The sequence below is a fragment of the Anaerolineae bacterium genome (assembly GCA_016931895.1).
Classification (GTDB): Bacteria; Chloroflexota; Anaerolineae; order 4572-78; family J111; genus JAFGNV01.
Window position 1 is genome coordinate 1 of record JAFGDY010000001.1, and the last position, 12,857, is coordinate 12,857.

General features: G+C 56.1%; 12 protein-coding genes and 1 tRNA gene. 1 reads left to right on the plus strand and 12 read right to left on the minus strand.

All coding sequences use genetic code 11. The features are described 5' to 3' along the window. Positions 1 to 302 (plus strand): WHG domain-containing protein (locus JW953_00005; protein ID MBN1991057.1); only part of this gene is annotated, 302 nt, incomplete at its 5' end. A 3-nt stretch (positions 303 to 305) separates the two neighbouring features. Here JW953_00005 and JW953_00010 read toward each other — a convergent pair. The 12 genes from JW953_00010 to JW953_00065 all read right to left on the minus strand — a co-directional run bounded on the left by JW953_00010 (position 306) and on the right by JW953_00065 (position 12,857). Then, entirely contained in the window at positions 306 to 2,129 is a 1,824-nt protein-coding gene (locus JW953_00010; GenBank protein ID MBN1991058.1) for a TIR domain-containing protein, read from the minus strand. An 80-nt stretch (positions 2,130 to 2,209) separates the two neighbouring features. After that, the gene (locus JW953_00015; GenBank protein ID MBN1991059.1) at positions 2,210 to 3,595 is read right to left on the minus strand and encodes a HAMP domain-containing protein; all 1,386 of its coding nucleotides are present in this window, start codon (positions 3,593 to 3,595) and stop codon (positions 2,210 to 2,212) included. Continuing rightward, positions 3,592 to 4,287, minus strand: a complete 696-nt coding sequence (locus JW953_00020) for a response regulator transcription factor (GenBank protein MBN1991060.1) — start codon at positions 4,285 to 4,287, stop codon at positions 3,592 to 3,594. The genes JW953_00015 and JW953_00020 overlap by 4 nt, the downstream gene beginning before the upstream one ends. 100 nt (positions 4,288 to 4,387) lie before the next feature. Then, entirely contained in the window at positions 4,388 to 4,972 is a 585-nt protein-coding gene (locus JW953_00025) for a DUF4405 domain-containing protein (protein ID MBN1991061.1), read from the minus strand. Positions 4,973 to 5,149: 177 nt separating this feature from the next. Further along, the gene (locus JW953_00030; GenBank protein MBN1991062.1) at positions 5,150 to 6,670 is read right to left on the minus strand and encodes a hypothetical protein; all 1,521 of its coding nucleotides are present in this window, start codon (positions 6,668 to 6,670) and stop codon (positions 5,150 to 5,152) included. Next, positions 6,667 to 7,218, minus strand: coding sequence for a sigma-70 family RNA polymerase sigma factor (locus tag JW953_00035; protein MBN1991063.1), 552 nt, complete (start codon positions 7,216 to 7,218; stop codon positions 6,667 to 6,669). The genes JW953_00030 and JW953_00035 overlap by 4 nt, the downstream gene beginning before the upstream one ends. A gap of 203 nt (positions 7,219 to 7,421) precedes the next feature. Beyond that, complete coding sequence (locus JW953_00040; GenBank protein ID MBN1991064.1) at positions 7,422 to 8,135, minus strand: hypothetical protein; 714 nt, start codon at positions 8,133 to 8,135, stop codon at positions 7,422 to 7,424. 256 nt (positions 8,136 to 8,391) lie between these two features. Next, complete coding sequence (locus tag JW953_00045) at positions 8,392 to 9,501, minus strand: hypothetical protein (protein ID MBN1991065.1); 1,110 nt, start codon at positions 9,499 to 9,501, stop codon at positions 8,392 to 8,394. After that, positions 9,502 to 10,836, minus strand: coding sequence for a B12-binding domain-containing radical SAM protein (locus JW953_00050; protein ID MBN1991066.1), 1,335 nt, complete (start codon positions 10,834 to 10,836; stop codon positions 9,502 to 9,504). It lies immediately after the preceding gene. Positions 10,837 to 10,896: 60 nt separating this feature from the next. Then, positions 10,897 to 12,039 carry a hypothetical protein gene (locus tag JW953_00055; GenBank protein MBN1991067.1) on the minus strand — a complete coding sequence of 381 codons (1,143 nt, stop codon included), beginning with the start codon at positions 12,037 to 12,039 and terminating at the stop codon, positions 10,897 to 10,899. A 46-nt stretch (positions 12,040 to 12,085) separates the two neighbouring features. After that, positions 12,086 to 12,697 (minus strand): MBL fold metallo-hydrolase, encoded by a 612-nt coding sequence (locus JW953_00060; protein ID MBN1991068.1) that lies wholly within the window; start codon positions 12,695 to 12,697, stop codon positions 12,086 to 12,088. A gap of 73 nt (positions 12,698 to 12,770) precedes the next feature. Next, positions 12,771 to 12,857, minus strand: a tRNA-Ser gene (locus JW953_00065).

A 12,857-nucleotide genomic window follows, 5' to 3' on the forward strand; every position in this document is an offset into this window, starting at 1 on the left:
CGGTAGAAAATCCAACCCATTATCGGCTCATGTTTGGCAAAGAAATATCTGAGTGGCAGGATTATCCGGGCCTGATGCAGGCGGCAGGCACGGCGCTGGGTGAGGTGGTGAAGATTATTCAAGAATGCCAACAGGAGAACAAGGTGAAACCAGGCTCTCCTCGCCACCTGGCTCAAGTGGCCTGGGCCATGATTCACGGTTGGGTTTCTCTGCTTATTGACGGACGGATTAGGGGTAAACAAAATATGGAGGAATTGACCGATTTAACCATTCAAACGCTTTTGGAGGGGTTGAAACAATGAGTTTCACCGGGTCAGGTCTTTACGCTGGCTTTGTAAGCTCGCCAGTTTCTCCTCGATGTCCTCTATTTCAATCAAATAATGAGGTTCCGTATCAATGCCTTTGAGGGCCTGAATTTCGCGGAGTTTTTGCAGCCGCCGGGAGAGGTGGGTAATTTGCCGTTCAACCGAAGACGTGATGCGCGGGTTTGGGGAAGCGAGTTGGCCCGGCGATTCTATTGCAGCGGTCTCCGGTAACTTAGAGGAGGGGTCAGGCGTTTTTGCCGGGGGAGACGGCGCGGGTGTTTGGGCTGTCTGCTCGAATATTTTTTGCAGGCCCTGGCTCAGGGCCGGGCCGCTTTGTAGCGGAGATTGCATAGGGCCAAAACAGGAGTGTTGGCAACTATTCAGATAATAGCAGGTTCCGGTGCCAAAGCGCCGGTAGCCCAAAATAGGTAGGTGCTCCACCGTCTCAAGCAGAACCACAGAATCTTCTTTTGGCTGGAGTAGTTCTACAGACGTTTGGTATGAAATGGGTTGGGTAAATAATTTTTGGGCCAAATGATTTTGGGAAGCGTGGCACGTAATCCGTATATCTTCATTAAAGCTGCTTTGCACATGGCTAAAAGGCAGCAGCCGATTGAATTCGTGATGATACACGGTTTCGTAGCTCACCCAGGAGGTGGCAAACAAAATACCGCCTTCAGCCACAAACCGGCGCAGCCGGCTGTAAAAATCTTCCCGTCCTTGTTGGGTGTAATGTTCGCCCCGCACCATGATGACCAATTTAAATAGGAGCAATACCTCGTGCCCCAGCCGGTCGAGTTCCCACTGCGAATAGTGGTTAGCAAAAGTGACCACCCTGAACCCGGCGTTGTGGGCCAACCGGCCCAGTTCGGCGGCAAATTCCGTGCCATCGCTCACCAGTAAGCAAGTGTTTTGCTCGGCCAAACTCGGCAAGGCATAAGCTTGAACCAACCAATCGGGGTCGGCCAGTAAAGATTGGGCCAGATCGGGCGGCAGACGCTGGCCCCAATGGGTCAGGCAGCGCAGGCCGGCCCGTTTTACCTCTTGATTGGCTTCCTCCCTTAAGCTGTTGACCAACAGCTTGGCTACGCTCATTTGCCCCCACTGTTCCCCTATGGTTATTGCGCCCAGCCTGATTTGACTGTTTTGATGGTTGAGTAAACGGCCAAATAGCGCCATTACTTGAGAAGGGTCTGTCTGGTTGAGCCAATGTTTTAAACTGTCCAGGCTCAAACCCAATGTGGGCCGGTGGGCCAGGCTGCAAAGCAGGTATTCCAGCAGGTCTAACGATGGTTGGGGAAGGTGTTGCAGAATAAGCTCCAGCTTGTCCTGGCTTAAAAGCTGAGCCTCTGGCCGGTCAAAACTGAGCCAATCCTGGTATGCCTGACCCAGAATTTCGGCGGCTCTGGTTTGTTTATGTTTTTCCCGGTCAAGATCGCGCTGAAAATGGGCTAAAAGAGCTTCAAATCCTTCGGCAAAATCTCTGGTAAAATCGGCGTACATTTTATCTGCCAAAAAGCCCGGAATATCGCATGGCTGGTAAAGCAGGGGCAGCACCTTCACCCGGTTTCCGTGGATTTCCTCATGCAAGGCTATATTCACCTCCCGGCGAACCCATTTTGAAGCCACCGAGTGAGGCGACAAAACCACCCCCAGGTATTCACATTCCCGGATGGCTGTTTCTATTTTGGAGAGCAGGGAGTCGCCCAGACGCATTTCGGCCTCGTCAACCCAGGTGCGGATGCCGTGCGCCCGGAGGCGCTCGCTTAATTTTCTGACAAAGGGCTTGTCTTTGCGGTTGTGGCTAAGGAAAATGCTTGACATGTTTGTTTGGGAAAGAACTTTATTGTCAATCTTAGCATATCAACAAATCGTCAAACAAACAAGTCGGTAAATTGTCCCAATTAAGCTACCGGCAAGGTGAACCAAAAGCGGCTGCCCCAACCGGACGTGCCGTCGCTTTCTACCCCAATCTGCCCCCCCTGCGCCTCCACCAACTGCCGGGCAATGGCCAGGCCCAAGCCGGAGCCGCCCATCTCGCGGGAGCGAGACCTATCGGCCCGCCAGAAACGGTCAAACACATGGGGTAAATCTTCAGGGGGGATGCCAGGGCCGGTGTCGGTAACGGTCACTTTAAGCTGGCCGCGCGGTTCAGTTTCTGCTAAGTTTATTTCTATGGCCCCGTCTTCCGGGGTGTGGCGCAGGGCGTTGGTTAACAAATTGTGCAGAACTTGCCGGATGCGGTCGGGGTCGGCCAGAACCGGGGGCAGGCCCGGGGGCGACAAAACCGTGAGCGTGATTTTCTTTTCGCGGGTCAGTTCGGCAAACATGTCGGCGGCGTTTGTGATAAGCAGGGGTAAGCCGGTGGGCTGAAGATTAAGGCTCAATTGACCGGCCTCAGCCCGGGCCAGATCGCGCAGGTCGTTGATAAGCCGATTGAGGATCAAGGTTTCGTCGTAAATGGCAGCGATTTCCGCTTTGTCCAGGGGATAAACGTCGTCCAAAATGGCCTGCAAATTACCCTGGATGACGCTCAAGGGAGTGCGCAGTTCATGAGCAATATCGGCCACCATATTGCGGCGCAGGGTTTCAGCCTCCTGGAGGTTAACGGCCATCTCGTTGAACGCTTGGGCCAGGCCAGTTACTTCATCCACACCCTTCACCGATACCCGCTGGTCTAGTTCTCCCCGTGAAATGCGCCGGGCCGCCGTGGCCAACCGGCCTAACGGCGCAGATAACCCCCTGGCCATCATCACGCCCATGAGTACGGCCAAAATACCGGCAATCAAACTGGTCTGAAGCAGCAAACGATTGATCTGATCCAGAAAAGCCTGGGCCGGGGCCGACAACATCATCATTTGGGTTGTGGTAGCATCTACGGTTAAATAGCCAATCGTCTGGTTCTGCCACGTAAGTGGTAGCGCCTGGGCTATTTCCTGCCGGTTTAATTGCGGGGGCGCATGCGCACCTGGCTCTGTGTAAACCACTTGCCCGGCGGGGTCGGCCAGGATAAATTTGGGCGCGCCATGCCGCATGCTTCGGCCTTGGCCCATCCCCATACTTGGGCTGTGGGCCTGGTTGAAGACGGTTTCAACCCCTTCCCACGCGCCATTTTCAGCGTGATATTGGGCCAATGCCAGGCCCAGGTTTGTGTCCATCATTTGGCTGCGGTTCATAAAACGGCGAAATTGCGTGCTGAGCTGGTATTGACTGAGCACAGCCGCAATGATGATGGCCAGGGTCGCCACCAGGCCAAAGGCAAGGGTCAGGCGGATCCAGAGTTTATTCATTGTTCCTCACCCCGCAGCCGGTAGCCCACGCCATAGACGGTTTCAATGTACATGGGGTTGTCTTCGTCTACGCCAATTTTTTTGCGCAGGTTTTTGATGTGACTGTCCACGGTGCGTTCCAGGCCCTCGTAAGCATAACCCAGACCTTTTTCAATCAATTCCAGGCGGGTGAAGGCCCGGCCCGAATGCTCAACCAATACTTTGAGTAGGTTGAATTCGGTGGGGGTAAAATCCAGGGGGGTATTGTTCATAGTGGCCTGGTGCCGGTCCAGGTTAAGGCGCAATGCGCCAACCTGTAGAATTTGGGGCGGCGCGGCGCTGTTAGCGGCGCGCCGCAACACGGCGCGCACGCGGGCCACCACCTCGCGGGGATTGAAGGGCTTGGCGATGTAATCGTCGGCGCCCAGTTCCAGACCCACAATCTTATCGCTGTCTTCCACGCGGGCAGTGAGCATGATGATGGGCAGATTGGCCAGCGATGGCTCACGGCGCACAATGCGGGTAATTTCCCAACCGTTCCGGTCGGGCAGCATCAGGTCCAGCACCACCAGGTCCGGCTGCTCGCGGCGGATGGCGTGCAGGGCTGTTTCGCCGTCGTAGGCGGTTAAAACCCGGTAGCCTGCCTGTTCCAGGTAAGAACGCACCAAGCGCACAATTTGTTTGTCGTCGTCAACCACCAGAATGCAGGGCATTTTTGTTTTCCTGCCGGCTATAGTTGTTTAAGTAACGTTTTTGGGTAGAGACAGGACATTGTCCTGTCTCTACCTGATGATAAACGTTGCGGACAGACTGTCAAGTTTCAAGGACACATTCATCCGGCCGGCACAGCGCCGCCTGGGCGTAGCGACGTACCGTGCAGACAATCCAATCCCAATGCAGGGCCAGGTGTACAATAACAAGGCCCATCATCACCAAACTCACCCATAGATGCAAGTCGTTCCACTCATGGCGGGTCAAGCTAAAAAGGGTGGCGTTGTAATAGGGGTTGCGCCCACCCCGGTAACCGCCGCCCGGTAGCACCAGCCAGGCCACCAAGCCCGATAGGCTGGCCACAAAGAAGAGTACGAACAGGGCGCTATCGAGCGAGAAATTGATCCGGGCCGGTCGGGCCAGTTTGCCAAAAAAGCGTTGCATCACGCACGTAATCCAGCGCCAATGGAAGATGAGATGGAGAGTCACCCCCAACAGCATCCCCACGCCAAACCAGTTGTGCAGCTCAACCCAGTCGCGGCGGGTCAGGCCAAAAAATATAGTCCAGCCATTGCCCTGCCCGCCAGGGATGACCAGCCACAGAAGCAGGCCGGTTACGGCCGTTACCAAGAAGGTGGCCAGGATGATGACATCCAGCCAAAAGTTGAATTTTGTTTTGCCAAGCATATCGTTTCCTCCAATTATCTAAATTTCTTTATCTATGCTAACACACGAGTATGGAGAAGTTATGGAGTAACAGCGAACATAGGATCAATAGGTGCGAATCAAAAAGGGCCTCTTTCCGAAATGTAGAATGAGGCCCTTTCTTTTAGTTACGGCTCAAGGGGTATGGTTAACAGTGGGTTACTTTCCACGGCCGCCACTGCCGCCGCTACCACCACTGCTGTTACCGCCGTTGTTGTTGCCATCGCCATTACCTGAATCAGGCGGCTGGGCCGGCGGGTTGGGATTGGGTTGCGGTTGTGGCTCTGGATTGGCCGGCTCAGGTTGGGGGTCGGGATCAGGCGTAGGCGCGAGATCCGGTGGTTGATTATTTTGATGTTGGTTTTGATGTTGATTCTGGTTCTGATCCCCTGCCGGCTCGCAGTCACCGGTACAACCGGGGTCGCCGTGCGGCCCGGCAGGTTGTTGGTCCGGCTGGCCCTGCTGATTCTGGTCGCCGGCGGGTTCGCAATCGCCCGTTTCACAGTCGCCGTGCGGGCCGGGTTCGTGGTCTGGGTCCTGGCCGTATTTGTGCTCGTCGCCTACAGGTTTGCAGTCACCCGTTTCGCAGTCGCCATGCGGCCCGGCGGGTATCTGGTCATGATCCTGGCCGTATTTGTACTCATCACCTACAGGTTCGCAATCACCGGTTTCGCAGTCGCCGTGCGGGCCGGGTTCGTGGTCCGGGTTCTGGCCGTATTTGTGTTCGTCGCTGGCGGGTTCGCAATTACCGGCAGGGCAGTCCCCGGCGGGCGGGTCTGTGGGTTGAGGCTCTGTGGTCGGCTGGGCCGGGGCAGTATCGGGCCGGTTAGGGCCGTAACGATGGCGAAAAGCCTGCGGTTCTGCCAGCCCTTGTTGAACTTGCTCCTGCGTGTGACTGAGCATCTGGTTGGCCTGGCCCAACGTTTGCTGCGCCGCCTGATTGGCCTGCGTTTGGGTTTGAGTTTGAGCCAGCGTTTGCTGTTGATCTTGTAACATCTGTTGAGTTTGGGCCAACAAGTCCTGCATATCCGTATCGGATTGTTGGGCAGCCAGATGGAGCGCCTGGTTGAGGTGCTGCTGCAAGTGGTTCAACGTAGATTCGGCGGGAATATCGCCCTGCTGGGCCATCTGCTCCATTTCCTGAAGCCGTTCTTGCGCCAAGTTCAAGTACAGATTTGCTTGAGTGATAGGATCGGTAGTTAAGGCCAGGCGAGTTTGTTCCATCGTCAACTTTAGAGGATATACGGGTGAGCCGGGCAAACTGTTAGAAGCATAAGCCGCAGTAGCGCCCACCGAGCCAAAAACGATACTGGAAATTAAAGCTGCTTTGATCAAAAGGGTACTCATTTGCCATTGTTCCTTTCGTTGATAGGTTGAGTTGGGAGAATTCCAGGGAAGGTAATGAACGATCCATGCTTTGAGACGACTCAGCGGCCCGGTAGATACGGGTTGTTGCTGCAAATTGATCACTTTGGCCAGAAATTCTTCCCGGTCGGCTTGCAGCGCTGGCGGAGCAGGCATTTCTACCGGGCGAAGCGTCTCCAGCATGGCGGCGGCTTGCAACAGCGGATATAGCTCTTGAGCCTCGGCGGTGTGCTTGGCCAGGATGGAGAGGATGGGTTCTCCGGCGGCCAGTTGTTGGGCCGCGCTATCCAGGATATGGGTTAAATCTTGTTTCATAGTAGTGACTCCTCGGCCGGAACTAGCCGGCGTTGCAAAGCCGCCAGCGCCCGATGCTGTAAAGATTTAACGGCGCCCACCGGTTTGCCCAGTACCTCGGCCGTCTCCTGGTTGGATAGGCCTTCCAGAAATTTAAGGATGAGGACCTGGCGTTGGTCGAGGGTGAGTTGTTGTAAGGCAGCTCGAACGGCTTGGGCCGACAAATAACCTTCGGCTATTTTGGCCGGGTCGTCATTAACGTCAACCAGCTCTTCTTTGAGAGGAAGATGCCGGCGATGTTTTTGACGGCGGTAATGGTCAATCACACTATTATGCGCCGCGCGATACAGCCAGGCCCGTAAGTTTTGCTCAGGCCCGTTCCCGTGCTGAATAGCGTGCAACAAACGGTGGAAAACTTCTGCCGTGAGATCGCGGGCTGTTTCTACCTCACTCACCTGCCGGTAGATGTAGCGATATATGGGTTGATGGTAGTCATCGTAAATTGCGGCCAGGGCGGCCCGGTCAAAGGCCCGCGCCCGCCGCAAACGAGCTAGCTCTTGATCGTTCACTATTTTTTCCTGGTAACCTATTAGACGCACGAGGCCAGAAATGGATACGGCTCAATTTCAGATATTCTGAAACTGAGCCGCACCGGATTGCTGAATATAGATGTTCAGAAAAACTCCTTCCCAAAAAACAGGGTAGCAGGTAGCAAGGTGGTAGATAAAAAGTTTGCTACTCTGTTACCTTGCTACCTGTTTCATAGGATAGACTACCACCACCGCCCCATCGGGCCACGGCCACGGCCATGCAAACCACGCCCGCCAAAATCACAAACGCCGTCGCCGTCGGTGTCGCCAAAACCGGGGCAGTCGCCGCCCCAGCCTCTCGCTCCGCCCGGCGACCATGATTCGCTTAAACGAGCGGTCAGGTTGGCCTTCATTGCGGCCAGCATCGTGTCAACCTGCTCTTGGGTCATTACCTCATTGGCCACCAGCGAGGCCACCCGTTCGGCGTGGGGGGCCAGCAAAACCTCCACCAGCTTGTCCAGGCTCACGTCTTTTTCCTGGGCCAGGTCGGCAATGGTTTTACCGGCTTGTAACTCGGCGGTCAACTCGGCGGGGGTCATCTTCAACTGTTCGGCGGTTATGGTGATCAGCGAGTTAGCCGAACCACCCCAGCGAAGGCCGCCGCCCATCATGGAGCCAAAACCGCCACGCCCTCTGCTGCCCCCCATCATGGGGCCTTGCGACCAGGGGCCGCGCCCGTAATGGGGCATGCGCCCCATTGGACCGCTATAATTTGGCCCCATCATCGGGCCGGGCATAACCGCAGGCATATCAAAGGCGGAGCGGGCGGCGTAAGCCGGGGAATAGCCCCAGGCCACTCTCTGGATCAGGGTGACCGCCATTGCCCCCAGGGTTAGCCCAAGCACCAGGGCCGCGGCAATAACGCCAACAATAATCCATTTGTTTTTTGTATTCATTTTACCTCCATACGTTATACTTGGTAAGTTATTTTTCCGGCCGGGTCATCTAACGACCAAGGACCATTGACCAACGACCAATTTTGGTCGTTGGTCGTTCGTCGTTGGTCAATGGTCGGTGTTTATTGACCGACCTTACAGATTCAGTATAACGCATAAATGTGGAGAAGTTGTGGAGAAAATGGGGAAGATACAGGGTCTGTTCTACTTTTTAGGCCATGGGTAGGGACAGGACATTGTCCTGTCCCTACTTCTGTTAAAGCGAGGCAATTTCAATATAGGGGACGCGCCCATCCAACTCTTGGTACCACTTTTGATCCTCCTCCCAACACACGGTATATCCCCGGCTGGGGTAGGGAATATGCCAATAGCGTTTGGCTACGGCCAGCAGGGGGTCGGTTTCGGCCAGGCCCAGCATGAGATAGGCCAGACCGCGCCGGCCCGCCAGGTTGTAGACGTGGCGCAGCAGCAGGTCAAACACTGCAAGGTTGTTGTGGGCAACGCAAATAAAACTGGCGTAGGCCAACCTGATCTGTTGGCCCGGCGGCGGCAGAGGCTGCGCCCCCATCAGGCGCAGGCCAAGATTGTAGAGGGGCCTGAACCGACCCATCGCGCCGCTGTATGATTGCACCACCGACTGTTTGTAACCCGACTGATCCCACAACCCCAGCACGCCCGCCAAATTTCCCCGGTGCCGCGCCAGAATGAAATCCTCAATTTGGAAATCCCGCGTGAGCGGGCTGCCGCCAAAATCGGCCGGGGTGTAGGCCGGAAAAAACTGTTTGGCCGCGCCGTGCTGCCGGAGAAAGGCGATGATTTCGCCCAAATCCTCCTTTGCGCCGCGCGAGATTTGGTAAGGCGAAACCGGGATGGCTGGGGGCCGTTTCAAAATAAGGGCCAGATTCCACAACCGGCATACCTCTTGAAAGATGGGATAGCCCCGCCGGGCGCGGTTGACCAGGATGCCGGTGGCCTGTTTGTTCCCGGTAATGATGGCGGCCAGGTAGCCGGTCACGCGCCCGTCGGCGTGCAGTTGGCGCAGGTAGCGGACGCCCTGGGGCACCAGCCAGCGCCCCTGGAATTTGGGATCAATTCGCAGTTGGCTCAAATAGCCCACTTCCTGGCTTTGCCCGTTGACAAACAAGGGCCGGGCGGCCCGGCTGACCACGCCGGCCAGCTCGCCGCCGGGTTGGTGCCGGGCCACAACCGTCTGGTAAAAATGGCCCATGGTGCCGCAGCCCAGAAAATAATCCGGCTCCCGTTCGTTGGTCACGGTGATTGAGCCGGGCATAGGGTTGGTGGCCAGCAACCGCCGGAGGTCGGCCTCATCAGCAGGCGTGGCCAGTTCTAGCTTGAATTCCATCATCTATTGCAAGCCAAACCTTAACCCGTGCTTCCGATACATCTCCCGGCGAAACAGCGGGGCGTAAGTAAGATACGCGCTCAGGCGATACAAAGTGCGCATGTTGGTTTTAAGATCAAAGGCCCGGCGCAGGATAGAAATGGGGCTGTTAAAAACGGCCCGGGCGCGGAAACCGGCCTCGGTCAGCTCGTCGGCAGACATAAACTTGGGCCGAAACGCAGCATAGTTAAACCGATAGGCCGGGTGCAGCCACCACTTTTCATTGTACAACAACCGGCCCTCGGTTTTGAGTTGTTGGTACAATGGCGTGCAGGGATAGGGCATCAACACGTTAAAGGCGGCAAAGGCAAATTTATTTTCTACGGCAAATTCCACGGTGCGCTCAATTGATCCCGGCGTATCGTGGTCGTGGCCAATGGTGAAGGCGGCCCAGGTTTGCAGGCCGTAATCCCGCAAAATTTCTAATTGCGGCCGGTAGTTCTGAAATTGACCGGCCAGATTGGGCACCTTTTTCATAGTCGCCAGGCTATGCGGATTGATGGACTCAAAACCAATAACGTGGCCCAAACAGCCGCTTTTGACCATCAAGTCCATTAACGCGCGGTCTTCGGTCATGTCAATACTGGCCTGGGAAACCCAGCGGACGTTGAGCGGTATCAAGGCCCGGCACAACTGTTTGGCCGCGGCGCGATTGGCCAGCATATTGTCGTCTACAAAAAACAGCAATTTGCGCTCTTGCCGTTCAATCTCGCGGATAACCTCAGACACGGGGCGGCAGTAGTGGGCCTGGTTAAAATAGACGCTAACGGCGCAAAAGGTGCAATCAAAGCGGCAGCCGCGGCTGAATTGCAGCAAGGTGAGAGGCAGGTACCCCTTGCCCCGAAAAATATCCCGCCGGGGCAGAACGCCGCCAGCCTGCGCCGGCCCGCCCCGGCTGTGGTAAACCGGCTGCAACCTGCCGCGCCGCGCATCCTCAATAAGCTGCGGCCATAGCAGTTCGGCGTCGCCCAGGTAGATGGCGTCGGCGTGGCAGGCGACCTCTGCCGGGAGGAGGGTGGCGTGGATGCTGCCCATAACCACGGGCACGCCCCGCCGCCGATATTCGGCGCTGATCTCGTAGGCGCGGCGGGCGGTGAAGGTTTCCACCGTAAGGCCCACTAAATCGGTTGGCTCATCGTAGGGGATGGACTCCATACGGTCATCGTACAGCACTACCTCTACATTGGGCGGGGTCAGCCCGGCCAGCACGCCCAGGGGCAGCGGCTCCATGCGGGCCTCATCCACGTAAAGGCTGTGCTCCATGCGGCCAATGTTGGGTTTGATGAGGGTGAGTTTCATGCGCTGTTTATCCCAACCCCTCTGCGTCTATGAATACATCTGCTTGCGTTATTTGGAGCATCACTTATTTCCTACCTTAAACGTAATCGAAGCTACATCCCGCCCATTATGTTCCCCAGCGTCGTTCATGCGCACGTCGTACAAGCCGGGGGTAAGCGGGGCGGTAAAAATCAGCACCCCGGCGGTCATCCTGTTGAGGGGTTTATGCGGAAAATTATATTTGTATTCATGCGCAGACATGGCCGAGGGCACAATCCCCACCCAGGCCGTGCTCAAAAACGAAGCAGGGGCGGTAAAATGTACTTCAATTTTTTCGCCCGGTTGAAAAGTGGTTTGGTTTAACCGGAGCGAAGGCTTTTTTTCTGCACCGGCAATGACGGTGAAGGTTACGGAGGCGGCTTCCTGGCCATAAGTTGAATCATAGAGGCGGAGATCATACGGGCCGGAGGTCGAGGGGGCCGTAAAATCTACCACTCCGGCAACCCGCCGGTTCAGGTTTTCGTAGGAACCATAGCCATAATTGTCCTGCCAGGGTCCGTGGGGTGTTTTGGCAGACAACAAGCCTATCCACGCGCTATCGGAAAAGGAGGACGGTACTGCAAAATGCGCCCGTATCTGTTCGCCCTGCTCAAAGCGCGTTTTGTTTAACTGAAGGGTGGCTGCTTTGCCCTCGTCTGAGATTACGGTAAAGGTAACCATGGCGGTTTCCTGATCCCTCTGGTCATAGATACGGACATCATAAGTGCCCAGGGCGTCGGGCGCGGTGAACTCGATGATGCCGGCCAGCTGTCCGGCCAGATATTCAAATGAAACGTAATCACCCTCACTGTCCCAGGTTCCGTGCGGCGTTTCCGCCGGCATGATCCCCACCCAGGCCCCTTCAGGGAAGGAGGCAGGGGCCTCAAAATGCACCGGGATGGGTTCACGCGGTCCAAAGGTCGTTTTTTCCAACCACAGCCCAACTGCGGAGGGCGCTGTTTCAGGGGGTGAGGGGTTTTCCACTGTCGTTTCTAGCGGTGTGGGGGACGTCGTCACGGCTGTTGGGGTGTTGAAAACATCTTCAGCGAGCCATAGTCCCCCTGTGGTCAGGATCAGGATGCCGCACATTAGCAGCAAGATCACGCCTGCAACAACCCCCTGGCGGGGTATTCGTGGCCGGGCAGGTGGAGTCCGGTCAGAGGGTTGTTCATTGCAGTCAGGCATAGTTTGGTCTCTTTATTTTTGTTTGCCAGAAATTGGCCTGGTTCAATTACATATCCCAGGTGACATCCCCGTACAGATCGTCGGGGTGGTCCCGTTGCAGAAAGGCGGTAAAAGCAGGGCGTTCATCGCCGATACGAAAGGAGGGGCCGTGGCCGGGGAAACATTCGGTTTCGTCGGGCCACTTAAAAACAATGTTGCGCATGGTGTCCAGGGTCACTTTAAAGTAGTGCGGTGCCCACGTTTTGCCCGGCCCGCCCTGAAAAATCGTGTCGCCCACAATGGCCCGATGGTCGGGCAGCATAATGGTGACCATGCCGTGCGTGTGGCCGGGGGTGTGGATGATGCATAAGGTGTGGTTTCCCAAGATAAAAGTTTCGCCGTCGGCAAACCATTGGTCGGCGGAGATCATCATTGGCGAGTCGGCGGGATGCATGTAAACAGGCACCTGAAGCCTGGCTCTCATTTCGTCCAATGCGCCAACGTGATCGGGATGGGCATGGGTCAACAAAATAGCAATAGGGGTGGAGTCGGCCAGTATTTTGGTGAGCGTCTCGGGGGCTGCGCCGGGGTCAATGAGAACACTTTGGCGGGTGTCGGAACATATCAGGGCGTAGGCGTTCATCGGCCAGGGGCCGATAGAAGCAGATTTTAGGATCAACGGCTTGGTCATTTCTGTCTCCTGGAGCAGAAATAAAAACAGCCGTCTCCACGAGTGAAGACGGCCGGTTGGACGGGGAGGGTGGGATTCGAACCCACGGTCGAGTTTAACCCCGACAACCACTTAGCAGGCGGCCCCAATCGTCCACTCTGGCACCTCC